This window comes from Streptomyces sp. NP160, assembly GCF_006335115.1.
In the GTDB taxonomy this organism is placed as follows: domain Bacteria; phylum Actinomycetota; class Actinomycetes; order Actinomycetales; family Quadrisphaeraceae; genus Quadrisphaera.
The window spans coordinates 156,169-180,492 of sequence record NZ_VDMJ01000006.1 but is presented as its reverse complement, the minus strand read 5'-3'; the positions used below and the strand labels follow the sequence as shown (position 1 = coordinate 180,492).

Annotated in this window: 22 protein-coding genes; 9 read left to right on the top strand and 13 right to left on the bottom strand. The window is 75.3% G+C overall.

The features are described from left to right. Nucleotides 1–25: 25 nt before the first annotated feature. The 3 genes from purD to FHN55_RS04905 all read right to left on the bottom strand — a co-directional run bounded on the left by purD (nt 26) and on the right by FHN55_RS04905 (nt 4,067). Nucleotides 26–1,324 carry a phosphoribosylamine--glycine ligase gene (gene purD, locus FHN55_RS04915; protein ID WP_139711116.1) on the bottom strand — a complete coding sequence of 433 codons (1,299 nt, stop codon included), beginning with the start codon at nt 1,322–1,324 and terminating at the stop codon, nt 26–28. Further along, a complete protein-coding gene (locus tag FHN55_RS04910) occupies nt 1,321–2,691 on the bottom strand; it encodes an aspartate aminotransferase family protein (protein WP_180357659.1) in 1,371 nt (456 codons plus the stop codon). Before FHN55_RS04910 ends, purD begins: the two co-directional genes overlap by 4 nt. Before the next feature lie 86 nt (nt 2,692–2,777). Continuing rightward, nucleotides 2,778–4,067 carry an adenylosuccinate synthase gene (locus FHN55_RS04905; RefSeq protein ID WP_139711115.1) on the bottom strand — a complete coding sequence of 430 codons (1,290 nt, stop codon included), beginning with the start codon at nt 4,065–4,067 and terminating at the stop codon, nt 2,778–2,780. A 155-nt stretch (nt 4,068–4,222) separates the two neighbouring features. On the opposite strand from FHN55_RS04905, the gene FHN55_RS04900 reads away from it, so the two are divergent. Then, complete coding sequence (locus tag FHN55_RS04900; RefSeq protein WP_180357643.1) at nt 4,223–5,194, top strand: diacylglycerol kinase family protein; 972 nt, start codon at nt 4,223–4,225, stop codon at nt 5,192–5,194. A gap of 15 nt (nt 5,195–5,209) precedes the next feature. Here the strand turns inward: FHN55_RS04900 and FHN55_RS04895 are convergent, their stop codons facing one another. Together FHN55_RS04895 and FHN55_RS04890 are read right to left on the bottom strand one after the other, a co-directional pair. Beyond that, nucleotides 5,210–6,259: an NAD(P)/FAD-dependent oxidoreductase gene (locus FHN55_RS04895; protein ID WP_139711113.1), complete on the bottom strand. Its 1,050-nt coding sequence runs from the start codon at nt 6,257–6,259 to the stop codon at nt 5,210–5,212. Continuing rightward, on the bottom strand, nt 6,256–6,738 hold the full coding sequence (locus FHN55_RS04890) for a DUF3151 domain-containing protein (RefSeq protein ID WP_257570701.1): 483 nt from the start codon (nt 6,736–6,738) through the stop codon (nt 6,256–6,258). The genes FHN55_RS04895 and FHN55_RS04890 overlap by 4 nt, the downstream gene beginning before the upstream one ends. A gap of 148 nt (nt 6,739–6,886) precedes the next feature. Between FHN55_RS04890 and FHN55_RS04885 the strand changes: the two genes are divergently transcribed. Both FHN55_RS04885 and FHN55_RS04880 read left to right on the top strand, forming a co-directional pair. Next, a complete protein-coding gene (locus tag FHN55_RS04885; RefSeq protein WP_139711112.1) occupies nt 6,887–7,243 on the top strand; it encodes an STAS domain-containing protein in 357 nt (118 codons plus the stop codon). 159 nt (nt 7,244–7,402) lie between these two features. After that, nucleotides 7,403–7,834 carry an STAS domain-containing protein gene (locus tag FHN55_RS04880; protein WP_139711111.1) on the top strand — a complete coding sequence of 144 codons (432 nt, stop codon included), beginning with the start codon at nt 7,403–7,405 and terminating at the stop codon, nt 7,832–7,834. 123 nt (nt 7,835–7,957) lie between these two features. Here the strand turns inward: FHN55_RS04880 and fbaA are convergent, their stop codons facing one another. The 4 genes from fbaA to FHN55_RS04860 all read right to left on the bottom strand — a co-directional run bounded on the left by fbaA (nt 7,958) and on the right by FHN55_RS04860 (nt 11,869). Beyond that, nucleotides 7,958–8,986 (bottom strand): class II fructose-bisphosphate aldolase, encoded by a 1,029-nt coding sequence (gene fbaA / locus FHN55_RS04875; protein ID WP_139711110.1) that lies wholly within the window; start codon nt 8,984–8,986, stop codon nt 7,958–7,960. Nucleotides 8,987–9,033: 47 nt separating this feature from the next. Further along, complete coding sequence (locus tag FHN55_RS04870; protein ID WP_373995698.1) at nt 9,034–10,740, bottom strand: sodium:solute symporter family protein; 1,707 nt, start codon at nt 10,738–10,740, stop codon at nt 9,034–9,036. After that, nucleotides 10,737–11,066: a hypothetical protein gene (locus tag FHN55_RS22535; protein ID WP_180357642.1), complete on the bottom strand. Its 330-nt coding sequence runs from the start codon at nt 11,064–11,066 to the stop codon at nt 10,737–10,739. The genes FHN55_RS04870 and FHN55_RS22535 overlap by 4 nt, the downstream gene beginning before the upstream one ends. A 104-nt stretch (nt 11,067–11,170) precedes the next feature. Beyond that, nucleotides 11,171–11,869 (bottom strand): TrmH family RNA methyltransferase, encoded by a 699-nt coding sequence (locus FHN55_RS04860; protein ID WP_373995697.1) that lies wholly within the window; start codon nt 11,867–11,869, stop codon nt 11,171–11,173. A 137-nt stretch (nt 11,870–12,006) separates the two neighbouring features. On the opposite strand from FHN55_RS04860, the gene FHN55_RS04855 reads away from it, so the two are divergent. From FHN55_RS04855 to FHN55_RS04845, 3 genes are all read left to right on the top strand, one after another. Then, nucleotides 12,007–13,014 (top strand): intradiol ring-cleavage dioxygenase, encoded by a 1,008-nt coding sequence (locus FHN55_RS04855; protein ID WP_139711109.1) that lies wholly within the window; start codon nt 12,007–12,009, stop codon nt 13,012–13,014. A 100-nt stretch (nt 13,015–13,114) separates the two neighbouring features. After that, entirely contained in the window at nt 13,115–13,855 is a 741-nt protein-coding gene (locus FHN55_RS04850; RefSeq protein ID WP_139711213.1) for an HAD-IIA family hydrolase, read from the top strand. 22 nt (nt 13,856–13,877) lie between these two features. After that, nucleotides 13,878–14,540 (top strand): DedA family protein, encoded by a 663-nt coding sequence (locus FHN55_RS04845; RefSeq protein ID WP_218974351.1) that lies wholly within the window; start codon nt 13,878–13,880, stop codon nt 14,538–14,540. On the opposite strand, the gene pyrE is transcribed toward FHN55_RS04845, so the two are convergent. Next, on the bottom strand, nt 14,513–15,115 hold the full coding sequence (gene pyrE / locus FHN55_RS04840; protein WP_139711108.1) for an orotate phosphoribosyltransferase: 603 nt from the start codon (nt 15,113–15,115) through the stop codon (nt 14,513–14,515). The genes FHN55_RS04845 and pyrE overlap by 28 nt on opposite strands. A gap of 195 nt (nt 15,116–15,310) precedes the next feature. On the opposite strand from pyrE, the gene FHN55_RS04835 reads away from it, so the two are divergent. The 3 genes from FHN55_RS04835 to FHN55_RS04825 all read left to right on the top strand — a co-directional run bounded on the left by FHN55_RS04835 (nt 15,311) and on the right by FHN55_RS04825 (nt 18,764). Next, nucleotides 15,311–16,762 carry a multidrug effflux MFS transporter gene (locus FHN55_RS04835; protein ID WP_180357641.1) on the top strand — a complete coding sequence of 484 codons (1,452 nt, stop codon included), beginning with the start codon at nt 15,311–15,313 and terminating at the stop codon, nt 16,760–16,762. Nucleotides 16,763–16,853: 91 nt separating this feature from the next. Further along, nucleotides 16,854–17,654, top strand: a complete 801-nt coding sequence (locus tag FHN55_RS04830; protein ID WP_139711106.1) for an exodeoxyribonuclease III — start codon at nt 16,854–16,856, stop codon at nt 17,652–17,654. Nucleotides 17,655–17,663: 9 nt separating this feature from the next. Continuing rightward, entirely contained in the window at nt 17,664–18,764 is a 1,101-nt protein-coding gene (locus FHN55_RS04825) for an alpha/beta fold hydrolase (protein ID WP_139711105.1), read from the top strand. A 119-nt stretch (nt 18,765–18,883) separates the two neighbouring features. Here FHN55_RS04825 and clpB read toward each other — a convergent pair whose 3' ends face one another. The 3 genes from clpB to FHN55_RS04810 form a co-directional block, all read right to left on the bottom strand. Then, on the bottom strand, nt 18,884–21,583 hold the full coding sequence (clpB, locus tag FHN55_RS04820; RefSeq protein ID WP_139711104.1) for an ATP-dependent chaperone ClpB: 2,700 nt from the start codon (nt 21,581–21,583) through the stop codon (nt 18,884–18,886). A 107-nt stretch (nt 21,584–21,690) separates the two neighbouring features. Then, nucleotides 21,691–22,653, bottom strand: coding sequence for a manganese catalase family protein (locus FHN55_RS04815; RefSeq protein ID WP_139711103.1), 963 nt, complete (start codon nt 22,651–22,653; stop codon nt 21,691–21,693). A gap of 136 nt (nt 22,654–22,789) precedes the next feature. After that, the gene (locus FHN55_RS04810; protein ID WP_180357640.1) at nt 22,790–24,262 is read right to left on the bottom strand and encodes a DUF2786 domain-containing protein; all 1,473 of its coding nucleotides are present in this window, start codon (nt 24,260–24,262) and stop codon (nt 22,790–22,792) included. Nucleotides 24,263–24,324: the final 62 nt, after the last annotated feature.

The following is a 24,324-nucleotide window of genomic DNA, read 5'->3' as shown; positions in this document are numbered from 1 at the left end:
GCGGCCCGTCCGGCCACCTGGTCCGTCAGCGGGCGGTGAGGGCTCCCCCGGCCGCCGCGGCGGCGATGTCCGTGCGCCACTGCCCGCCCTCGAGCGAGACCGCGGCGAGGCGGTCGTAGGCGGCGCTGCGCGCGGCGGCGAGGTCGTCCCCGGACCCGACCACCGACAGCACCCGGCCGCCCGCGGAGACGAGCTGGCCGTCGGCGTCGAGGGCGGTGCCCGCGTGGAGCACGTACGCAGCGTCCCCGGGCGACCCCGCGCCGGCTCCGGTCAGCACCCCGCCGGTCTTCGCCGACGCCGGGTACCCGGGGGCGGCGAGGACGACGACGACGGTGGCGCCGCGCGACCAGCGCAGCGGCCCGACGTCGGCGAGGTGGTCCGCCAGGCGCCCCGCGGCGCACGCCTGCAGCAGCGCGCCCAGCGGCGTCCGCAGCCGCGCGAGCACCACCTGGGTCTCGGGGTCACCGAAGCGGGCGTTGAACTCCACCACCCGCACGCCGCGGGAGGTCAGCGCGAGGCCGCAGTAGAGGACGCCGGCGAAGGGGGTGCCGCGGCGGCGCATCTCGTCGATGACGGGCTGCGCGACGCGCTCGACCACCTCGTCCACCAGGCCGTCCGGCGCCCACGGCAGCGGCGAGTAGGCGCCCATGCCACCGGTGTTGGGGCCCTCGTCGCCGTCGAGGGCGCGCTTGAAGTCCTGGGCGGGGGCCAGCGGCACCACCGAGGTGCCGTCGGAGAGCACGAAGAGGGAGACCTCGGGGCCGTCGAGGAAGTCCTCGACCACCACCTGGGCGCCCGCGCGGGACAGGCAGGCCGCGGCGTGCTCGAGGGCGTCGGCGCGGGACGACGTCACCACGACGCCCTTGCCAGCGGCCAGGCCGTCGTCCTTCACCACGTAGGGCGCCCCGAAGAGGTCCAGCGCCTCGGCGACCTCCTCGACCGCAGTGCAGACGCGGGCCATGGCGGTGGGCACGCCGGCGGCGGCCATCACCTGCTTGGCGAAGGCCTTGCTGCCCTCGAGCTCGGCGGCGTCGGCGGAGGGGCCGAAGCAGGCGATCCCCGCGGCGCGCACGGCGTCGGCGACACCGGCCACGAGGGGCGCCTCGGGACCGACGACGACGAGGTCGGCGCCGAGCTCCTGGGCCAGCGCGGTCACGGCGTCGCCGTCGCACGGGTCCACCGGGAGGCAGCCGAGCACGCCCGGCTCGGCGGCCGGGCCGGGGCCGCCGGGGGCCACCCAGACGGCGGTGACGGCGTCGTCGGTGGCCAGAGAGCGGGCGAGCGCGTGCTCGCGGGCGCCGGAGCCGATGACGAGGACCTTCACGCGCCGAACACCTCTCCGAGGGCTGCGTCGAGCTGCTGCAGGCCCCAGAGGGCCTCGTCGTCGCTCATCGTGCAGGGGGGCACGACGTGGGTGCGGTTGCCGTTGACGAACGGCAGCAGCCCGCGCGACAGGCACGCCTTCGTGAACGCCGCCATGGGCGCGTTCGCGGCGCCGGTGGCGCCGGCGGGCACCACGGGCTCGCGGGTCTCGTGGCTCTTCACCAGCTCCACGGCCCAGAAGACGCCGGTGCCGCGGACCTCGCCGACGACGTCGTGGCGCTCGGCGATCTCCCGCAGCGCCGGACCGATGACGTCCTCCCCGAGGCGGCGGGCGTTCTCGACCACGCCCTCCTCCTCCATGGCGCGGATGGTGGCGACGGACGCGGCGCACGCCAGGGGGTGCCCGGAGTAGGTGAGCCCGCCGGGGAAGGCGCGCTCGTCGAAGGTGGCGGCGACCTCGTCGGACAGCACCACGGCGCCGAGCGGCACGTAGCCGGAGTTGACGCCCTTGGCGATGGTCACGAGGTCGGGGTCGATGCGCTCGCCGTCCCCGTGGACGTCGTAGCCGAACCACGTGCCCGTGCGCCCGAACCCGGCCATCACCTCGTCGAGGACGAGCATGATGCCGTGGCGGCGGGTGATCTCGCGGACGCCCGCCAGGTAGCCCGGCGGCGGCACCATGATCCCCGCGGTGCCCGGCACCGACTCGAGCACGAGGGCGGCGATGGTGCTCGGGCCCTCGAGGGCGATGACCTGCTCGAGGTGCTCCAGCGCGCGCTGGCACTCCTCGGCCTCGGTGCTGGAGTGGAACACCGACCGGTACAGGTACGGGCCGAAGAAGTGCACGACGCCCTCGGCCCCGGAGTCGTTGGCCCAGCGGCGCGGGTCACCGGTGAGGTGGATCGCCGTCTGGGTGTTGCCGTGGTAGCTGCGGTAGCGGGCCAGCACCTTGCGGCGACCGGTGTGCTGGCGGGCCGCGCGGACGGCGTTCTCGTTGGCCTCGGCGCCGCCGGTGGTGAAGAAGACCTTGTTCAGGCGGCTCCCCGGCAGGTGCGAGGTGATGAGGCGCGCGGCCTCGCCACGCACGCCGACCGCGTGCTGCGGCGCGACGGTGGCCAGCGTCGCGGCCTGCTCGCCGATGGCGGTGACGACCTTCGGGTGGCTGTGCCCGATGTTGGTGAAGACCAGCTGGCTGGAGAAGTCGAGCAGGGGCCTGCCCTCGGCGTCGTACACCCAGGAGCCCTCGGCCCCGGTGACCACCATCGGCGTGATGAGCTTCTGGGCCGACCAGGAGTGGAAGACGTGCGCGCTGTCGAGCTCGCGGGCGCGGGCGACGGCGGCGGCGTCCACCGGCCGCGACGCCGGCACCACGCCCGCCGCCGAGGTGCGGTCAGCGCTCGTCGTCGTGGCGCTCGTCGTCGTCGGGGTGGTGACGGCGGTGCTCGGCACGGGTCTCAGCCCTCCAGCAGGTCGGTGCGGACGACGATCTGGTCGCGGTCGGGGCCCACCCCGACGGCGCTGATGCGAACCCCCGAGAGCTCCTCCAGCGCCAGCACGTAGTCCTGGGCGGCCTTCGGCAGGTCCGAGAACTCGCGGGCGCCGCTGATGTCCTCGGTCCAGCCCTCGAACTCCTCGTAGACCGGCTTGGCGTGGTGGAAGTCGGTCTGGGTGAGCGGGATCTCGGTGTGCTTGACGCCGTCGACGTCGTAGGCGGTGCACACCGGGATGCGCTCGTAGCCGGTCAGCACGTCGAGCTTGGTGAGCACGAGGTCGGTCAGGCCGTTGACGCGGGACGCGTAGCGGGCGATGAGCGCGTCGTACCAGCCGGTGCGGCGCGGGCGGCCGGTGGTGGTGCCGAACTCGCCGCCGGCGCGGCGCAGGCCCGCGCCGACCTCGTCGAGGAGCTCGGTGGGGAACGGCCCCTCGCCCACGCGCGTGATGTACGCCTTCCCCACCCCGACGATCCGGTCCACCCGGTTCGGCGGGATGCCCGAGCCCGTGCACGCGCCGCCCGCCGTGGCGTTGGAGGAGGTCACGAACGGGTAGGTGCCGTGGTCGATGTCGAGCATCGTCGCCTGGCCGCCCTCGAAGAGCACCGTCTGGCCGGCGTCGAGCATGCGGGTCAGCTCCAGGCCGGTGTCGCGCACCATGGGGCGCAGCCGGTCGGCGTAGGACAGCAGCTCCTCCACGACCTCGTCGACGGTGATCGCGCGGCGGTTGAAGACCTTGACCAGCAGCTGGTTGCGGGTCTCCAGGGCGCCCTCGACCTTCTGGGCGAGGATCTTCTCGTCGAAGAGGTCCTGCACGCGCAGGCCGATCCGGTTGACCTTGTCCGCGTACGCCGGGCCGATGCCGCGGCCCGTCGTCCCGATGCGGCGCACCCCGAGGAACCGCTCGGTGACCCTGTCGACCGTGCGGTGGTACGGCGCGATGAGGTGGGCGCTCGCCGAGACCAGGAGCTTGGAGCAGTCGACACCGCGCGCGGTGAGGCCCTCGATCTCCTCGAAGAGCACCGACGGGTCGATGACCACGCCGTTGCCGATGACCGGGGTCACGCCGGGCGTGAGGATGCCGGAGGGGAGGAGGTGCAGGGCGTACTTCTCGTCACCGACGACGACGGTGTGGCCGGCGTTGTTGCCGCCGTTGAACTTGACCACGGCCTCGACGCGGGAGCCGAGGACGTCGGTGGCCTTGCCCTTGCCCTCGTCTCCCCACTGGGCCCCGACGAGCACGATCGCGGGCATGAGCGGACCCTCCTGCGGGTCTCGGGGTCATTACCTCCCGAGGCTAGCGGGTCCGGCGGTCCCGGCCCGAATCCGTGCCCGTGCTCGTACGGGGGTGCTCCGGCGCGGGTGCTCGGGTGCGGCGCACGGCCCCCGGGTGCTGCGACCCTGGCCCGGTGAGCAGCCACGAGCCCGACCAGCCACCGGTGGAGGTCGTCAGCGCGGCCCTGGCGGTGGTGAACGCCAGCGCCGGCTCGGCGCGCACGCCCGCCGCGCGCGACGCCCTGGCGGTGCTGGAGGCCTCGCTGCCGCCCGGCGGCCTCGAGGTGGCCCGCACCGGCGGCCCCGACGACCTGCGCCGGGCCCTGGCGGGGCTGGACGGGCGCCGCCTGGTGGTGCTCGGCGGTGACGGGTCCGTGCACGCGGCCATCAGCGCGCTGCACTCCCTCGGCGGGCTGGAGCGGGTGCGCGGGGTGGGCCCGATCGGCCTGGTGCCCCTCGGCACCGGCAACGACCTCGCCCGCAGCCTGGGCCTGCAGGTGGGCGCCGCCTCGCTGGCGGCGCGCACCGCGGTGGAGGGGCGCCCCTCGCCGGTGGAGCTCGTGGTGTCCCTCGACGAGCACGGCCGGGAGGACGGCGTGGTGGTCAACGCCGTGCACGCCGGCATCGGGGTCTCGGCGTCCAAGCGCGCGAAGACGGCGAAGAGGGCGCTGCGGGCGCTGGCCTACCCGGCGGGCGCGCTCGCGGCGGGGGTGGCCGCCCGGCCCTGGCACCTGCGGGTGGTGGTGGACGGCGAGGTGGTGCACGACGGGAGCTCCGGCGTGCTGCTCGTGGCGGTCAACCTCGGCAGCACCGTGGGCGGCGGTGCGCGCCTGTCCCCGCTGGCCACCCCCCACGACGGGCTGGTGGACGTGGTGGTCTCGGGAGCCACGGGACCGCTGGCGCGCGCGGGGTTCGCGGCGGCGATGGTCCGCGGCCAGCACGTGGAGCGGCGCGACACCGCCACGGTCCGCGGGGCCGACGTGGTGGTCGAGGCGGTGGACGGGCGCGCGTTCGAGGTGAACGCCGACGGCGACCTCTCGCAGGCCCGCACCCGCTGGCGCTGGCGCTGCGCCGGGGACGCGTGGCAGGTGCTCGTGCCCCGCTGAGCGGCCGGCCCCGCGTCAGGCGAGGCGCTCGGCCAGCTCGCGGCCGAGGTCCCGCCCGGAGCGCCAGGCCTGCTCCACGCGCGGCCTGCCGCTGGACGTGGCGGCCCAGGCGTCGCCGCAGACGCCCAGCAGGCCACCGGCGACGGCCGTGAGGAGGTGCGGAGCGTCGTGCACCTGGGACGGCGACGCGAAGGACCACCGGTGGGCGGCGGCCGCGCGGGGCTCCGGCACGTCGCCGGGGGCCGCGCCCAGGAGGTGGGGCAGCCGCTCCAGCACGGGCCGGACCAGGGAGTCGGGGTCTCCGAGGGCGCCCCGCGCCGCGTCGGCGGTGGTGTGGGCGACGAGCACCGGGGCGCCGTCCCCGCGGCGGGAGCCGTCGTCGGCGAGGAGGGAGACCAGGTCGTCGTCGGCCACGAAGCCGGCGTCCAGCGCCGGCCACCAGGCCTCGTCCCACGCGGCGTAGACGGTGATGACGGCGTCCCACGGTCGCGACAGCACGCGCCGGGCCGACGCCAGGCCGGGTGAGGCCTCGACGTCGAGCAGCCGGCCCGCCTGCGGGTCGGGCATGGCGAGGACCACCGCGTCGGCCGGCCGGCCGTCCAGCGCGGGCATCCCGTCGGCCACGCCCACCGACCTGACCGCGTGGCCGGAGGTCACCTCCAGCCCCGCGGCGAGCCGCTCGACCAGGGAGCGCAGCCCGCCGGGGGCGCTCCAGCGCTGCGGGCCGGCCTTGGTGCCGCGGGGCCCGTCGGGGCCGAGCAGGCTGAAGGTGTCGGTCCAGGGGTGCGCCAGGCCGTCGGTGCTCCAGCCCGCGGCGAGGGCGGCGAAGTCGGGGTCGGAGACGGTGAAGTAGGCGGCCCCGGTGTCGACGAGGTGCTGGGAGCCGTCGGCGAGCTCCACCCTGCGCAGGCCGAGCCGCCCCCCGGGCCGGCGGCCGCGGTCGAGGACCCGGACGTCGAAGCCGGCCCCCACCAGGGCCTGCGCGCAGGCGACGCCGGAGATCCCGGTACCGACGACGTCGACCCGGGGCGAGCCGCCGGCGGCGGGTGCGTCCGCCGGGCTCACGAGGTCCCCGGGGTGAGGTCGCCGCCCAGGCGGTCGGCCGCGTCGGGGTCGCAGGCGCTGAGGAACTGCGTGCAGCGGTCCGCCTCGTCGTCCTCGCCGATGGCGCGGGCGGCGCGCCCCAGGACGGCCAGCGACCGCAGGAACCCGCGGTTGGGCTCGTGGTGCCACGGCACGGGGCCGGCGCCGCGCCACCCGGCCCGGCGCAGGGCGTCCAGCCCGCGGTGGTAGCCGGTGCGTGCGTAGGCGTAGGCCTCCACCAGCTGGCCCGCCGCGTACGCGCGCGTGGCCAGCACCGACCAGGCGAGGCTGGCAGCCGGGTGCGCGGCGGCGACGTCGGCGGGGTCGACCTCGTCGCGCAGCAGCGCCGCCGCGGCGGCCTCCGGCCCGTCGTCGGGCAGCAGCGTGGGGGGCGGACCCGGCACGGTGCCGCCGTGGCTCCCGGCGGCGCCCGGGGTCGGCAGGGACATCGGGGAGGACATGCCAGCATCCTGCCGCCGCCCGGCCCGACCGGCAGGCCGGGGCCGCGCAGGCGAGGGTCGGACGAGGCGCTGCAGCCGCGTGCACCGGCGTGCACCGGCGTGCACCGGCGTGCACCGTGTGCGCTCCGGTGGGCTACCGTCGCTGTCCGTGATCGAGGGCGGTGTCACGGGCACGACGCTGAGCGTCCGCGCAGACGGTGACCTGGACCTGGCCGAGCGCGCGCGCTTCCCGGAGCTCACCGCCCTGGCCGGCGGTCCGGGCGTGGACGAGGTCGTCGTGGACCTGTGCTCGGTGGCCTTCGTGGACTCCGCCGGCGCCGCCTTCCTCATCGCGCTGGCGGAGACGGCCAAGCGCTCGGGGGCGCGCGCCGTCCTGCGGGGCGCGGACGAGCGGGTCGGCTTCGTGCTGGAGCTGTGCGGCGCCCTGGACTGCTACGAGGTCGACGTCGAGCACCGCTGCGCCCCGTCGTCGAGCCCGGGACCGTGGCGCAGCCCGACGACCTGAGAGCCCGCTGGGCGGGGCCCGTCCGCCGTCCGGGCGCTGGTGGGAGGTGCTCCGGGCGGGCCGCTGCCGTCCGGGGCCACCCACCCCGTATCGTCCGGGGAGCCGTGCGCGCTCCAGACAGCGGGTGCAGCGGTCGCCGCGGACGGGGAGCGGTGTGGCGTGAGTGGAGGTGAGGTGCGGGTGGCAGGTCACGAGCAGGTGCAGGACGGGGGCGAGCCCGGGTCCGTCCACGTCATCCTCGGCAGTCGCAAGACGCGCGTGGTGCTGACCGGAGAGGTCGACGCCGAGCTCGGCCAGGACCTCCTGGAGGCCTCGGCCGACGCGGAGGCCTCGGGCCTGCCGGTGGAGGTCGACGTCCGCAACGTCACGTTCATGGACTCCACGGGCGTGGCGTTCCTCGCGCGGCTGGCCTCCCGCAGCCCGGCGAAGCTCGTACTCATCCGTCCGCCCGACCTCGTCCGCTTCCTCATCCAGGTGACGAGCATCAGCCAGGTCCTGCGCGTGGTCGAGGACGACCCCGGCATCGACCACACCCTCCCGGACGGCAGCGACGACGGCAGCGACGGCCCCGGCGGCGGCCTCGTCGCCTGACGCTCGCCTCCCCCGCCGCACCGGCGCGCGTCAGCGGTCCCGCGCAGCCCGGCGCACGGGTCCGCCCACCACGACGAAGGCCCCCCGGCTGCTGCCGGGGGGCCTTCGTGCTCGAGGGGTCGCTCAGCCGTTCAGCGAGGTGCCCGCGGAGCGCAGGTGCTCGCAGGCCTCCTTGACGCGCGCGGCCATCCCGGCCTCGGCGATCTTGCCCCAGGCGCGCGGGTCGTACTGCTTCTTGTTGCCGACCTCGCCGTCGACCTTCAGCACGCCGTCGTAGTTCTTCAGCATGAAGTCGGCCACGGGACGCGTGTACGCGTACTGCGTGTCGGTGTCGATGTTCATCTTCACGACGCCGAAGTCGACGGCCTGGCCGATCTCCTCGGCCGTGGAGCCGGAGCCGCCGTGGAAGACGAGCGCGAAGGGCTTGTCGCCGCCGCCGAACTCCTGGGAGACGGCGTCCTGGGCGGCCTTGAGCACCTCGGGCTTGAGCTTGACGTTGCCCGGCTTGTAGACGCCGTGCACGTTGCCGAACGTCAGGGCGGTCAGGTAGTAGCCCTTCTCGCCCACGCCGAGGGCCTTCGCCGTGGCGATGGCGTCCTCGGGGGTGGAGTACAGCTGGTCGTTGATCTCGTTGGCGACGCCGTCCTCCTCGCCGCCGACCACGCCGACCTCGATCTCGAGGATGACCTTGGCCGCCGACGAGCGCTCGAGCAGCTCGGCCGCGATGGAGAGGTTCTCCTCCAGCGGGACGGCGGAGCCGTCGAACATGTGCGACTGGAACAGCGGGTCGCGGCCGTTCTTCACGCGCTCCTCGCTGATGGCGAGCAGCGGGCGCACGTACTTGTCCAGCTTGTCGGCCGGGCAGTGGTCGGTGTGCAGGGCGATGTTCACGCCGTAGCCCTTGGCCACGTGGTGGGCGTACTCGGCCAGCGCCTCGGCGCCGCGGACCATGTCCTTGACGGTCGAGCCGGAGGCGTACTCGGCGCCGCCGGTGGAGACCTGGATGATGCCGTCGCTGCCCGCCTCCGCGAAGCCCTGGATGGCTGCGGTGATGGTGGACGAGCTGGTGATGTTGATCGCCGGGTAGGCGAAGGAGCCGGCCTTGGCCTTCTCCAGCATCTCCGCGTAGACCTCGGGAGTGGCGATGGGCATGCGTGGTCCCTCCTCGTGTGAGCTTCGCCGCTGATCCTCCCACCGGGTCAGATGACGGCGAACACCACGTACCCCGCCGCTGCCAGCGCCAGCACCGACACCGACAGCACCGCCGGGGAGCGCAGGACGCCGGGCTCGCGGGGCACCGCCCGCTCGGCGGCCGGGGTGAGCGACCAGACCAGCCCCCGCAGCTCGGACTCCGGCTTGGGCCGGCCGGCCTTGGAGACCAGCCACCCCACGAGGACGGCGACGACGGTCGCCACGCCACCGCCGAGGAAGCTCGACCCCTGGCCCGACAGCGCCAGCGCCCCGGTCTGGTTGAGGACGAAGACGACGACGGCGCCGAGGGTGCCGCTGACGAGGCCCCAGAACCCGGCCGAGCCGGTCATCCGCTTCCAGAACAGGCCCAGGACGAAGACCGCGAACAGGGGCACGTTGAAGAAGGAGAACAGGGTCTGGATGTAGTCCATGATGTTGGTGAAGCCGGCCGCGATGAAGGCGGTGCCGATGGCCAGCGCCGTGCCGATGACGGTGACCGCGCGGCCCACCCGCAGGTAGTGCTGGTCGTCGCGGCCGGGGCGCACCCAGTCCTGCCAGAGGTCGTAGGTGACCACGGTGTTGAAGGAGCTGACGTTGGCCGCCATGCCGGCCATGAACGCAGCCAGCAGGCCGGCCAGGGCCACGCCGAGGAAGCCGTTGGGCAGCAGCTCGTCGAGCAGCAGCGGCACGGCGTCGTTGTAGGTGGCCCCGCCGCTCGACCCGCCGGTCTTCAGCGCGGCGATGCCGGGCACGAGCACCGCGGCGATCATGCCGGGGATGATGATGACCAGGGCGATGAGCACTTTGGGGAACGCCGCGATGAGCGGGGTGCGCTGCGCGGCGGAGGCGCTGCGGGCCGAGAAGGCGCGCTGGACCTCGGTGAAGTTGGTCGTCCAGTAGCCGAACGAGGTGACGAAGCCCAGGCCGAGGACCACCCCGACGGTCGAGCCGACGCCGCTGGCGATCCCGGTGAGGTCGCTGCCGGGGAAGGCCTGCAGCATCGAGCCGCTGCCCTGGTCGGTGAGCTGCTGCACCAGACCGCCCCAGCCGCCCACGCGGTGCAGGCCGACGAGCGTCAGCGGCACCATCGTCGCGACGATGACGAAGAACTGGAGCACCTCGTTGTAGATGGCCGCCGACAGCCCGCCGAGGAAGGTGTAGGCCAGCACGATGACGCCGGCGAGCACGATGGCCAGCCAGGTGGGCAGCCCGAGCAGGGCGTTCACCACGATCGCCATGGCGTAGAGGTTCACGCCCGCCAGCAGCACGGAGGCGAGGGCGAACAGCAGGCCCTGCAGGCGCTGGGTCTTGGCGTCGAAGCGGCGGCCGAGGAACTCGGGGACGCTGCGGACCTTCGAGCCGTAGTAGAAGGGCATCATCACCAGGGCCAGGAAGACCATGGCCGGGATGGCGCCGATCCAGTAGTAGTGGAACGCCTGCTCGCCGAACTGCGCGCCGTTGGCGGCCTGCCCGAGCAGCTCGATGGCGCCGAGGTTGGCGGAGACGAACGCCAGGCCCGTCACCCACGCGGGCAGCGAGCGCCCCGACAGCAGGAAGTCGAGGCTCGAGGAGATCCGCCGCCGGGCGAGCAGCCCGATCCCCAGGACGACGACGAAGTAGAGGGCCACCAGCACGTAGTCGCCGGCGCCGGCGTCGATGCGGGTGGCGCCCGTGGTGCCGGCGGCCAGCACCGGGGAGCCCAGCACAGCGCTCACGGGCGGCCTCCCTCGTCGTCGCCGTCAGCGGCCTCGGCCTCGAGGGCCTCGCGGACCGCGGGGTCGTCCTGGGTCAGCGGCCGCGCCACGACCCAGACGAGGAAGGCGGCCCCCATGACGAGCATGCCGAGGCCGGCCCAGAGGTTCAGGTTCACGCCGCCGGTCTTCTCGGCGGCGGCCTGCGGGAACGAGACGAGCCCCCAGACCAGGCAGACCAGCCCGTAGACGACGAACAGGGCGCCGATCACCGAGCGGATGTCGAAGGCCAGGTCGGCCAGCCGCTTCCTGGCGGGCTGCCCGGTGGCCGGGGTGGGTGGGTGTGGCACGTCGCGCTCCTCACGGCCCCCACCTCCCGTGGCGGAGACCGCTGGGAACGCTCACACCGTTGCCTCAGGACCGCACATCGATCACCTGCGGCAACCAGTTCCGGTCACCCGGTCGGTGGCACCTGCCCGAACGCGTGGCGGCGCAGCCACGCGTGCACCGCCACCGCGGCCGCCGCGCCGGCGTTCATCGACCTCGTCGATCCGAACTGGGCGATCTCCACCAGCAGCGCGCTGGCCGCCAGCACCTCCTCCGACAGGCCCGGGCCCTCGGAACCCACCACGAGCAGGCACCGGGCGGGCAGGTCCGTCGTCTCCAGCGGCACCGCGCCCGGCGCGTTGTCCAGGCCCACCACCACGAGGGCGCGCTCCCGCGCCCAGACCAGCAGGTCGGCGGCACCCGCGTGGTGGTGGACGGACAGGTACCTGTCCGTGGCCATCGCGCCGCGGCGGTTCCAGCGGCGGTCCGCCACCACGTGGAAGCCCGCCGCACCGGCGGCGTTGGCCGTGCGCGCCACCGAGCCGACGTTCATGTCGTGCTGGAAGCCCTCGACGGCCACGTGCAGCTCAGCACCCGGCCAGTCGCGCGCGCGGCGCTCCGCGAGGTCGGCGCGGATCGCCGCCTCGGTCCAGTAGCGGTACCCGTCGACGACGTTGCGCCGGTCGCCCTCGCGCAGCAGCTGCGGGTCGAGCCGGGGGTCCTCGGGCGGCGTCCCGCCCCGCTCGTCCGCCCAGGGACCGACGCCGACCACGCGCGCCCGCTCGTCGTCGTCCCCAGCGCGCCCCACCGCCGTCCGCCCCACCACGCGGACAGCCTGCCGCCCGGGCGTCCGACCTCCACAGCGGGCACCTAGCGAGCTCCCAGGGGCGGAGCCGGCGCCCGCCCCAACCTGGTCGCAGGCCGGCCCCGCGCAGCGCGGAGCCGCAGAGGGACGGAGCGGTCATGGGCATCTTCCGGAGCAGGCGCGGCGCGGACCCGGAGCTGCGCACCTACGAGGGGCGGGTCCTTCCGCGCCAGCACGAGGACGTCGACGACCAGGGCGTCGCCTTCGACGTGGCGACCCTGCTCGACCGGCGCCGCCTGCTGCAGCTGGGCGGCGCGGGCGCCGCCGCCGGCGTGCTGGCCGCGTGCGGCAGCTCGGAGGCTGCGAGCACCTCCTCCTCCACCTCGTCGACGAGCGCCACGACCGCGTCCTCCGCGCTGGCGGAGATCCCGGAGGAGACGGCCGGCCCCTACCCCGGCGACGGCTCCAACGGCCCGGACGCGCTGGAGGAGAGCGGCATCATCAGGTCCGACATCCGCTCCAGCTTCGGCACGTCCACCACGACGGCGCAGGGCGTCCCCATGACGCTCCAGCTGGACCTGGTGGACCTGGCGGACGGGAGCGCCGCGTACGAGGGCGCGGCCGTCTACGTCTGGCACTGCGACCGCGACGGGAAGTACTCGATGTACAGCGACGGCCTGACGTCGGAGAACTACCTGCGGGGGGTGCAGGTGGCGGACTCCTCGGGCCGCGTCGAGTTCACGAGCGTCTTCCCGGCCTGCTACTCCGGCCGGTGGCCGCACATCCACTTCGAGGTCTACCCCGACTCCTCCTCGATCACCGACGCGAGCAACGCCATCGCGACCTCCCAGGTCGCCCTGCCGCAGGACGTCTGCGACGCGGTCTACGCGACCAGCGGCTACGAGCAGTCGGTCACCAACCTCGCGCAGGTGAGCCTCGCCACGGACAACGTCTTCAGCGACGACCAGGGCGCCAGCCAGACCCCGACGGTCACCGGCGACGCCACCAGCGGCTGCGTGGTGAACCTCAGGGTGGGCATCGACGCGACCACCCAGGCGGCCACCGGGATGTCGGCCCCCAGCGGCGGCGGCGGTCAGGGCGGTCAGGGCGGCACCCCGCCCGACGGCGCTCCCGGCGCCCCCCGGGAGCAGACGACCACGTCGTGACGCCCGCCGCCGCACCCGGCGCGCCGCGCGCGCGATCACCCCGTCGGCCTACTGTGGCCGGGTGAGCGAGCGAGCGGCCCCGGTGACGTGGCTGACGGACATGGATGGCGTCCTCGTCCACGAGGGCTCCGCCATCCCTGGCGCGAGCGCCTTCCTGGCGCGCCTGGTGGAGCGGCAGCGACGCTTCCTGGTGCTCACCAACAACTCGATCTACACCCCGCGCGACCTGCGGGCCCGGCTGCACGCCTCGGGGCTCGACGTGCCGGAGGAGTCGATCTGGACCTCGGCCCTGGCCACCGCCCAGTTCCTGGCGGAGCAGAACCCCGGCGGCTCGGCGTACGTGATCGGCGAGGCGGGCCTCACCACGGCGCTGCACGAGGCCGGGTACACGCTCACGGAGACCGACCCCGACTACGTGGTGCTCGGTGAGACCCGCACGTACTCGTTCTCGGCGATCACCCGCGCGGTGCGGCTGATCGAGGGCGGCGCGCGCTTCATCGCCACCAACCCCGACGCCTCCGGGCCGTCACTGGAGGGCAAGCTGCCGGCCACGGGCGCCGTCGCGGCGATGATCACCAAGATCACGGGTCGCGAGCCGTACTACGTGGGCAAGCCCAACCCCATGATGTTCCGCTCGGCGCTCAACGCCATCGACGCGCACTCCGAGAGCACGGTGATGATCGGCGACCGGATGGACACCGACGTCGTCGCCGGCATCGAGGCGGGACTGGAGACGATCCTCGTGCTCACGGGCTCCACCTCCCGCACCGACGTGGAGCGCTACCCGTTCCGCCCCCACCGCACCGTCGACTCGATCGCGGACGTCGTCGACCTCGTCTGACGACGAGCGAGCGACCAGGCCCGTGCCCGACCTCGCCGAGCTGTCCGCCGGGGCCCTCTACGCGGTGGTGTGGGGCCTCGTCTTCGTGGAGTCCGGGATCCTCGTGGCGTTCTGGATGCCCGGTGACACCGTGCTCTTCACGGCCGGCCTGGTCGCCCAGGCGTCACCGGGCGTGAGCCTGTGGCTGCTGGCCGGGGGCACGGCGGTGGCCGCGACGCTCGGCAACGCCGTGGGCTACTGGACCGGAGCCCGCTACGGCCGGCCCTGGCTGGAGAAGCGGCCGCCCAAGGTGCTCGCCCACCTGGCCCGGGCGGAGGCGTTCTACGAGCGCTTCGGCCCGGTGGCGCTGGTGGTGGCGCGCTTCATCCCGTGGGCGCGCACCTTCGTCCCCGTGCTCGCGGGCGTCTCGCGGATGCGGTACTCGCAGTTCCTCGCCGCCACGCTCGCCGGGGCGCTGGTCTGGGGCGCGGGGCTGATCGTGCTCGGCTACTTCGCGGCCACCGTGCCGTGGCTGAAGACGGCGGCGTACGCGGTGGCGGGCACAGCGGTGGCGCTGTCCGTGGTGGTGCCGGTGGTGGCCGCGGTGAGGCGGCGGCTGGCCCGCCGCCGCGGCACCTCCCCCGAGGGGGAGCACGACGACGACGGGCGCAGCGCGGGTCAGAGCCCGAGCTCGTCCACGGAGTAGGCGGTGAGGTAGGGCAGCCCCTGGGCCTCGACGACCTCCTTGGCGCCGGTGGCCCGGTCGAGGATGACGGCCACGGCCACCACCTCGGCACCGGCCTCGCGCAGCGCGGTCACGGCGGTGAGCACGGAGCCGCCGGTGGTGGAGGTGTCCTCCACGGCCACGACGCGGCGCCCCGCGACGTCGGGGCCCTCCACGCGGCGCTGCAGGCCGTGCGCCTTCGCCTCCTTCCGGACCACGAAGGCGTCCAGGGGGCGCGCCGCGCCGCCCGCCGCCTCGCGCGACCGGGAGGCGTGCAGCAGGGCGCAGGCCACGGGGTCGGCGCCCATGGTCAGCCCACCGACGGCGTCGACGCCCTCCAGGCCCCCGGGCACCTGCTCGGCGAGCAGGTCCAGCAGCACCTCACCGACCAGGGGCGCGGCCTCGTGGTGCAGCGTGACGCGGCGCAGGTCGACGTAGTAGTCGGCCTCCGCGCCGGAGGAGAGCGTCACCCGGCCCCGCACCACGGCGAGGTCGGAGATGAGCTGGAGGAGGCGGGCACGGGCCTGGGGCGGCGGGGCGGTCGCGTCGCTGGTCACGGCCGCAGGCTAGTGAGCCGCGCACCGTCCGCGCTCCCCGCGGGCGTCCTCGTCGCCCTGCCCACGACATCCCGACCGCTCCTTCGGGTTCTCCCGTGACGAACGCCTCCTGCCGTGGGAGACTGGGAAGCGGCTGGTTGTATCGATCAACCACCGCTCCCACCCCGACGTCCGACGAGGACCGTGCCGACTCCCGTGTCGACCTCTGCCGCGCCCCGCTCCTCCGCCTCCTCGACCCCCGCCGCCGTGCCGCGCGAGCGCGACTTCACCGCGCTCCCGCTGCGCCGCCGCGCCGCCTGGGTGGTCCTGCTCGGCAGCCTCGCGGCGCTGGGCGCCTTCACCATCGACCTCTACCTGCCGGCCTTCCCCGAGCTCGAGTCGGAGCTGGGCGCCTCCCCCTCGCAGGTGCAGCTGACGCTGACCGGCACGATGGTCGGCGTCGCGCTGGGCATGCTGCTCGTCGGTCCCCTGTCCGACGCCGTGGGCCGCCGCCGGCCGCTGCTGGCGGGTCTGGGCGTGCACGTCGTGGCCTCCCTGCTGTGCGCGCTCGCGCCGACCATCGAGGTGCTCTCGGCGCTGCGCGTGCTCCAGGGCCTCGGCACCTCGGCGGCGTCGGTGATCGCGCTGGCCGTGGTCCGCGACAAGTTCGAGGGGCGCGGCGCCGCGCGGCTGCAGGCCCGGCTCATGGTCATCGTGGGCGTCTCACCGCTGTTCGCCCCGACCATCGGCGGGGTGCTGCTGCAGCTGTTCCACTGGCGCGGCCTGTTCGTGGCGCTCGCCGTCCTGTCCGCCGCCCTCGCGGTGGCGGTCGGCGTGCTCCTGCCGGAGACCGTCCCGACGCGCCAGCGGCGGCGCTTCCGGCTGGCCCCGGCGCTGCGCGGGTACGTCGGCCTCCTGCGCGACCCCGCGCTCATCGGGCTGGTGCTCGTGGCGGGCATGTCGATGTCGGCGATCTTCGGCTACGTCGCCCAGTCGTCCTTCGCGTTCCAGCAGCAGTACGGGCTCAGCTCGGCGCAGTTCGGCGTCGCCTTCGCCACCGGCGGCGGCATGCTCGTCCTGGGCACGCAGGTGAACGGCTCCCTGGTGCACCGGTTCTCCTCGCAGGGCCTGCTGGTCACCGGTCTGGTGGCCGGCGCCGCCAGCGGCCTGCTCCTGCTCGCGGCTGCCGTCACCGGGGTCGGCGGGCTGCTCGGGCTGCTCGTGCCGCTGTGGATGACGATGTTCTGCGTCGGCCTGGTCATGCCCAACAGCCCCGTGCTGGCGCTGGAGCGCCACGCCACCGCCGCCGGGGCGACCGCCGCCCTGCTCGGCGCCTCCCAGCACGGCGTGGCCGCCGCCGCCGCGCCTCTGGGCGGGGCGCTGCCCTTCGCCCCGGCCACCTCGATGGGCCTGATCATGGCCGGCGCCCTGCTGGTCGCCCTGGCCGTGTACGCGGTCTTCACCCGGCGGGCCCTGGCCCACGCACCGGTGCTGCACGGCGAGGAAGCCCGCCTGGCCGCCGCGCTGGAGGCCGAGCGCGTGCGGGCGCTGGAGGACGAGGCCGCTCAGCTGGCCGCCGCCGGGCGCGACGAGGCCCGCGAGGGCGAGCGCAGGGGCGCGGCCACCCAGCCCGCCGGCGCCACCTGCGCGCCGTGCACCGACTGCTGACCGGCTCCTGACCGGTCGCTCGCCGGGCCCCGCCTCCGCGCGGCACCGCCGCGCCGGGTGGCCGTCAGCGCCGTCCAGTAGCGTCGCGGACGTGCGGATCGCCACCTGGAACGTCAACTCCGTGCGCGCCCGGGTCGACCGGGCCGTGGCCTGGCTGCAGCGCAGCGACGTCGACGTGGTGGCCCTGCAGGAGACCAAGTGCAAGGACGCCCAGTTCCCCTACGAGGCGTTCCGCGAGGTCGGCTACGAGGTCGCCCACGTGGGGCTGAACCAGTGGAACGGCGTGGCCGTGATGTCCCGCGTGGGCCTGGAGGACGTGGAGGTCGGCTTCCCGGGTCAGCCGGCATGGTCGTCGTCGCCGGACGTCGAGGCCGCGGCCGAGGCCCGGGCCATCGGCGCCACATGCGGGGGCCTGCGGGTCTGGAGCCTGTACGTGCCCAACGGCAGGTCCTTGGAGGACCCCCACCTGGCCTACAAGCTCGAGTGGCTCGCCGCGCTGCGCACCGCCGGCGCCGACTGGCTCCAGCGGGACCCCCAGGCGCAGGTCGCGCTCTGCGGGGACTGGAACGTGGCACCCCAGGACGACGACGTGTGGGACATGAGCGTGTTCGAGGGCTCGACGCACGTGACGCAGCCGGAGCGGGACGCGTTCTACGCCGTGGTCGACGCGGGCTTCGCCGACGTCGTGCGACCCCACGCCCCCGGACCGGGCACGTACACGTACTGGGACTACAAGCAGCTGCGCTTCCCGCGGCGCGAGGGCATGCGGATCGACTTCGCGCTGTGCTCGCCCGCGCTGGCCGCCCGGGTGACGGGCGCGTCGATCGACCGCGAGGAGCGCAAGGGCAAGGGCGCCTCCGACCACGCCCCCGTCGTCGTCGACCTGGCCTGAGCGCCGCCGGTGAGCGCTGAGCGCCGATCGGCCGCGAAGCGGGTGCTGCCGGCGCGGCGGAGGTGGCGCGAGGCCGGCCTTGCCGGCTCGACGCGCCGCCTCGGCGGCCAGCGCCCGCGCTCCGCGGCGCGCGAGCGGCGCTCGCTGCACGCGGAGGCGGTGGAGGCCCTCGAGGGCCACGGCGTCCCGGTCCCGGCGGGACCGCGCGAGCCGGACGGCTGGGTGCTCGCCGACGACGGCGCCGCCCTGGCCACCTACGTCCGCGAGCCGGCGCGCCCGCCGGCGCCCCGCTGGCGGGAGCGCCTGGCCGGTCGCCGGACCGCGCCGCCCACCGTCGTGCTCGTGCACGGGTGGACCCTCAGCGCCGTGGTGTGGGACCGCACGGTCGCGGCGCTCGCCGAGGCGCGTCCCGACGTCCGCGTGGTCCGCTACGACCAGCGCGGGCACGGCTCGTCGGCGGCCCGCGGCCCACTGGCGCCCGCGGCGCGTCCGGTCGCCGCCATCTCCCGGCTCGCCGACGACCTCGCCGCCGTGGTGGACACGTGCGCTCCGGAGGGCCCGCTGGTGGTGGTGGGGCACTCGATGGGCGGGATGGCGCTGCTGTCCGCGAGCGCCCGGGTGCCGGGCCTGCTCGGCCCCCGCACCCGCGGGCTGGTGCTGGTGAGCACGTCGGCGGGGGGCCTGTCCTCGGCGGGACGCCCGCTGGTGCCGCTCATGGCGGCGCTGGCCCGGCTCCCGCAGGACGTGCTGGTGCCCCGGGCGCCGCGGCTGCTCGCGCAGCGCACCAACTACGGCCCCGGGGTCGACCCGCGACTGGTGGCCGACACCATGCGCGCCATGGGGCGGGTCTCGGGCCGCACCACCGGCGAGTGGTTCTCCGCCCTCATGGCGCACGACGAGAGCGCCGCGCTGCCGCTGCTGGCCGCCGCCGGGACGCCCGTGCGGGTGGTGGTGGGCGACCACGACCGGCTGACCCCGCCGGCCCACGCGAAGGCCCTGGCGGACGCGCTCCCCCAGGCGCGGATGCGCGTGGTGGCCGGGACCGGGCACATGATGCTGGTGGAGCGCCCCGACGCGATCGCCGACGAGGTCAGCGCCCTGCTCGGCTGAGCCCCGCGCGCCGATGACCCGGCCGACGCGCTCCCGGGCGCCTGTCCCGGAGGTCGACGACGAGGGCCGGGCGCGTGCGGCGCCCGGCCCTCGTCGTCGTCCTGGTCCGGCGGGTCGGCTCAGGCGCTGGGCAGCGCCCTCAGCTCGCCGTCGCGGTCCGTCCCCCCGGCCGCACCGGGGACCTGCTCACCGGGCTCGAGGCGCCGCACGCTCAGCGCCCGGCGGTCCCGGCCCACGCCGAGCGGGTCGGAGGAGGTGTCCACGAGCACCGCGTCGCCGTCCTGGACGCCGCCGGAGAGCAGCTCGCGGGCGAGCGCGTCCCCGATCTCGCGCTGCACCAGCCGGCGCAGCGGACGGGCGCCGTACGCCGGGTCCCAGCCCTCCAGCGCGAGCAGCTCTCGCGCGGCCGGGGTGACGTGCAGCTGCAGGCGCCGGTCGGACAGCCGGCGCGCGAGCGCGTCGACGTGCAGGTCGACGATGCGGGCGAGGTCCTCGGTGGAGAGCGCGTCGAAGAGGACCACCTCGTCGAGCCGGTTGAGGAACTCCGGCTTGAAGGCGGCCCGCACGGCGGCCATGACGCCCTCGCGCTGCTGCTCCGCGCTCAGCGACTGCTCCACGAGGAACTGGCTGCCGAGGTTGGAGGTCAGCACGAGGATGGTGCTGCGGAAGTCCACGGTGCGGCCCTGGCCGTCGGTGAGGCGGCCGTCGTCGAGGACCTGCAGCAGCACGTCGAAGACCTCCGGGTGGGCCTTCTCCACCTCGTCGAGCAGGACGACGCTGTACGGGCGGCGCCGCACGGCCTCGGTGAGCTGGCCTCCCGACTCGTACCCGACGTACCCGGGGGGCGCGCCGACCAGGCGGGCGACGGAGTGCTTCTCGCCGTACTCCGACATGTCGATGCGGACCATGGCCCGCTCGTCGTCGAAGAGGAAGTCGGCCAGGGCCTTGGCCAGCTCGGTCTTGCCGACCCCCGTGGGCCCGAGGAAGAGGAAGGAGCCGGTGGGGCGGTCGGGGTCGGAGATGCCGGCGCGGGCGCGGCGGACGGCGTCGGAGACGGCGCGCACCGCCTCGCGCTGGCCGACGAGGCGCTGCCCGAGCACCTCCTCCATGCGCAGGAGCTTGGCGGTCTCGCCCTCCAGCAGCCTGCCGACCGGGATGCCCGTCCACGCGGCGACCACGGCGGCGATGTCGTCGGGACCGACGCGCTCGCCGACCAGCGGCTCACCGCCAGCCGCCGCGCCCCCGCCCTCCTCCGCGGCCTGGGCCTCGGCGAGGTCGCGCTCCAGGGAGGGGATCTCCTCGTACTGGATGCGGGAGGCCGCGGCGTAGTCGAGGTCGCGGTAGGCGCGCTCGAAGCGGGAGCGGGCGTCGTCGAGGCGCTGCTTCAGCTCACCGACCCGGTTGAGGCCGGCCTTCTGCTGCTCCCACCGGGCTGTGAGGGCGGCCAGCTGCTCGGTGCGGTCGGCCAGGTCGGCGCGCAGCCGCTCCAGCCGCTCCAGGGACGCGGGGTCGGTCTCGGCCGCGAGCGCCATCTCCTCCATGCGCAGGCGGTCGGTGGAGCGGCGCAGGGCGTCGATCTCCTCGGGGGAAGAGTCGATCTCCATCCGCAGGCGCGAGGCGGCCTCGTCCACGAGGTCGATCGCCTTGTCGGGGAGCTGGCGGCCGGTGATGTACCGGTCGGAGAGGCTGGCGGCGGCCACGAGCGCGGCGTCGGTGATCTCCACGCCGTGGTGGGCCTCGTAGCGCTCGTTGAGGCCGCGCAGGATGGCGACGGTGTCCTCGACGGAGGGCTCGCCCACGAAGACCTGCTGGAAGCGGCGCTCCAGGGCGGCGTCCTTCTCGATGCGCTCGCGGTACTCGCTCAGCGTGGTGGCGCCGACCAGGCGCAGCTCGCCGCGAGCGAGCATGGGCTTGAGCATGTTGCCGGCGTCCAGGCCGCCCTCGCCGCCGGAGGCGCCGGCGCCGACGACGGTGTGCAGCTCGTCGATGAAGGTGATGACCTCGCCGTCGGAGCCCTTGATCTCGTCGAGGACGGACTTGAGGCGCTCCTCGAACTCGCCGCGGTACTTGGCGCCGGCCAGCATGGCGCCGAGGTCGAGGCTGATGAGGCGGCGCCCGCGCAGCGACTCGGGCACGTCGCCGTCGACGATGCGCTGGGCCAGGCCCTCCACCACGGCGGTCTTGCCGACGCCGGGCTCGCCGATGAGGACGGGGTTGTTCTTGGTGCGGCGCGCGAGCACCTGCACCACGCGGCGGATCTCGGCGTCCCGGCCGATGACCGGGTCGATCTTGCCCTCGCGGGCGCGGGCGGTGAGGTCGACCCCGTACTGCTCCAGGGCCTTGAAGGTGCCCTCGGGGTCGGCGCTGGTGACCTGGGCGCCGCCGCGCACGCCGGGCAGCGCCTCCAGCAGCGCGTCGCGGGTGGCGCCGGCGCGGGCGAGCAGCGGCGCGACGGACTCGGGGCCGTCGACGCTGGCCAGCCCGACGAGCAGGTGGTCAGCGGAGACGAAGGCGTCTCCGTGGGCCTCGCTGGCGGTGCGCGCGGCCGTGAGGGCCTGCAGCGCGGGGCGGGAGAGCTGCGGCGTGGCGACGGTGGCGCCGGACGCCGAGGGCAGGGCGGCGAGCTGGGCGCGCAGCTGCTCGCGCACGGGGGCGACCGGGGCGCCGGTCGCGGCGAGCAGGGCGGCGGCCACGCCGTCCTGCTCGAGCAGGGCGAGGGCCAGGTGGGCGGGCAGCACGTGGGCGTGCCCGGCCTCCACGGCGCTGGACGCGGCAGTGGCCAGCGCCTCCTGGCTCTTGGTGGTGAGCTTGAGCTCCACGGGACCTCCGGGGTGGTGCGAACTGAGTTGAGCCTATGAGACTCAACCCGATCCGCACCACCCCTGTTCCCGGCCTCCGCCGGGACGGGTCGGGCCCGTCGAGGCCGTCAGCCCCTGGCGACGGCCTCGAAGCTGTTCTCCACCTCCGCGGCCTCCAGCTCCGCCGTGGCGGCGATCAGCTCGAGCAGCTCCGGGTCGGCGCCGGGGGCGTACTCCTCGAACCGCGGCGGGGCCACGGTGATCGGCTCACCGCCCTCCGGGGCCTGGCGCGGCACCGACAGCTCGGTGCCGTCGTTCGACGGCGAGGGCCCGCGCAGGATCTTGCTCGCCTCGCTCGCACCGGTCAGGTCGAACGTGTAGTTGACGCTCTGCAGGCCCTTCTCCACGAGCGCGGCGACCTCGGGGAAGCGCTCGGCGTTCGTCTTGGGGATCGGCAGCGTCTTCTTCCAGTCCACGCCGAGGGTCTCCAGCGCCCGCGCGTAGGCGTTCTCGTGCGCCTGGTCGCGGACGATGAGGTAGGAGATCGTCGAGCGGGCGGTCTTGTTGCTCGTCATCTCGTACAGGCGGCACTTCTGCAGCCGCCCCGTCGACTCGAGCATGAGGTTGTAGAGCAGGTCGAGCACGAGGTTGCCCGAGTTGTAGACGTAGGAGCCGCTCCACGGGTTGCCGGCCGAGTCGACCGGCAGGGCCCCCTGCGCCCCGACGAGGTAGTGGTGGATGTTGCCCTCGGACAGCGCGCTCGCCAGCGGGGTCGCTCCGCCGCCGCCGGGCGCGTCCAGGGGATCGGTCTGCTTCCCCTGGTAGCGCGGGGAGCCGTCCGTGAGGCGCGCGATCGTCGTCCCGATGAGCTCGACGTGGCTGATCTCCTCGGTCCCGATGCCCTGCATGAGGTCCTTGTAGGGCTTCGAGCGCGGGTCGCCGCGGAAGTTCATGGACTGGAACAGGTACTGCATCATCGTCCGCATCTCGCCGAACTGGCCGCCGAGCCCCTCCTGGAGGGCGTTGGCGGCCGCAGGGTCCGGCTCGTCCTGGGCGATCTCGTTGATGAGCTGCTGGACGTGGAGGTACACGGAGGCTCCTCGGTGTGGGGCCGCGCCGGCGCCTGCTCGACCAGCTGCTCTCCCGCCCTACCCCGCGACCGGCGCCGCACTCCTGCCACCCGTGACCGGCAGGAGCGCAGCGCCGGCCGCTGCCGAGCAGCGAGGGCTAGGCGCCCCCGGCGTTCGGCAGCGCCGCCCGGCCCGAGACGGCGTGGCCCGCGTCCAGGGAGGCCAGCTCGGCGGCGGCCCAGCCCGAGGCCCACCCCGCCCGGTCGAGGGTCCGCGGGCCTCGGCGCTGCACGAGGTCGGGGAAGGCGTCGGCCACCGCGGCGTCGACGGCCTCCGACCGCTCCCGCAGCACGGGGAGCAGGCGCTGGTCCGTGACGCCGGCGTCGCCGGCGCGCGCCGCCTCGTCGAGGCGCTGGCCGATGCGGCGCGCGAAGGACTCCAGGTAGGCCCTGCGGAACTCCGGGCGCCGCGTGCGCGCGCCCGGCCGGACGTCGGCGCCGGCGGCCGTCATGCCCCGGACGGCCTGCGTCAGCAGCGAGGCGAACAGCACCTCGACCGCCGCGAGGTCCGCCGGGAAGCCGACCACCGCGGAGGACCCCACGTACCGCAGCCACACCGCGCTGCACCGGTTCGCCCGGGCCACCGCCGCCAGCAGGGCCGCCTTCTGCCCCTCGTACGGGGCGTCCACCCCGATCCGCACACCGCTCGGCGCACCACCGGACCCGGAGGACCCGTCGCGGGTGGTGGCGGCGAGCGCCGCCTCCAGGCTGTGGCGGGTCACGAGGCTCTGCGCCGCGGCGGTCAGCGCCTCCGCCTCCGCGGGGAAGGTCGTCGACTCGGCCTTGGCCAGCAGCAGCCGCACCCGCTCCAGCACCTTGAGGTCGACCCCCTCCAGCGGTGCGTCGGTGCGCGACCACGAGGACTCCTCGGGCGCGGCCCCGACGACCGGCAGCGGCGGCTGGCGGTCCAGCTCGAGGGCCAGCTCGAGCGCCTGCACCGCGACCACGGCCCAGACCGGCGCCCACGCCGCCCCCGCGCCGCCCAGCGAGCGCTGGTCGGCCCCCGAGGCGCGCAGGAAGCCGCCGGCCGCCTCCCGCAGCTCCAGGCCTGCGGCCTCCACCTGCCGGCGGAACCGCCGCGGCAGGTGCGAGCGGCTCCGGCTGGCCAGCTCGGCGCCCACCGCCAGACCTGCCAGGGGCACCCGGTCCGCCCCCAGCTGGCGGCTCGTCCAGCGCAGCACGTCGGCGGGCTCCCAACCGCGGTCCCAGCGCCGCTCGAGCACCTCCAGCAGCAGCCTCCTGACGGCCGCGTGCACCTCGCCCTCGAGACCGGCCGCGAGCACCTGCGCGGCCGTGGTGCGCCCGCCCGTGCGCAGGGCGTGACCCGCGTCGGCGAGGAGCTCCTCCGCGCTCCGCGGCGGGCTCTGGCCGAAGGCGCCCGCGCCCCAGCCGCCCTCGTCGTCGGGGTCCTCCCAGCCGTCCTCGCGCAGGTCGTCGTCGAGGTCGTCGTCGAGCTGGTCCAGCAGCTCCTGCCACTCCTGCCGCGACGGCTCCCCGCGCCAGCACCCGCACCCGGAGCGCCCGCACGCGCAGCCCGACCCGTCCCACGGTCCCCGGTACACCTGTCCCACCGCTGCACCCACCTCGCTGCGGGTCGCCCGACCCGCTCGCGGCCAGGCTGGGGCGCGGTCCG

Coding starts and splice junctions, on each gene's coding strand:
- FHN55_RS04905 (WP_139711115.1), bottom strand. CDS start 4,067: ATGCCCGCGATCGTGCTCGTCGGGGCCCAGTGGGGAGACGAGGGCAAG.
- FHN55_RS04890 (WP_257570701.1), bottom strand. CDS start 6,738: ATGTCCTCCCCGATGTCCCTGCCGACCCCGGGCGCCGCCGGGAGCCAC.
- fbaA (WP_139711110.1), bottom strand. CDS start 8,986: ATGCCCATCGCCACTCCCGAGGTCTACGCGGAGATGCTGGAGAAGGCC.
- FHN55_RS04855 (WP_139711109.1), top strand. CDS start 12,007: ATGGGCATCTTCCGGAGCAGGCGCGGCGCGGACCCGGAGCTGCGCACC.
- FHN55_RS04850 (WP_139711213.1), top strand. CDS start 13,115: ATGGATGGCGTCCTCGTCCACGAGGGCTCCGCCATCCCTGGCGCGAGC.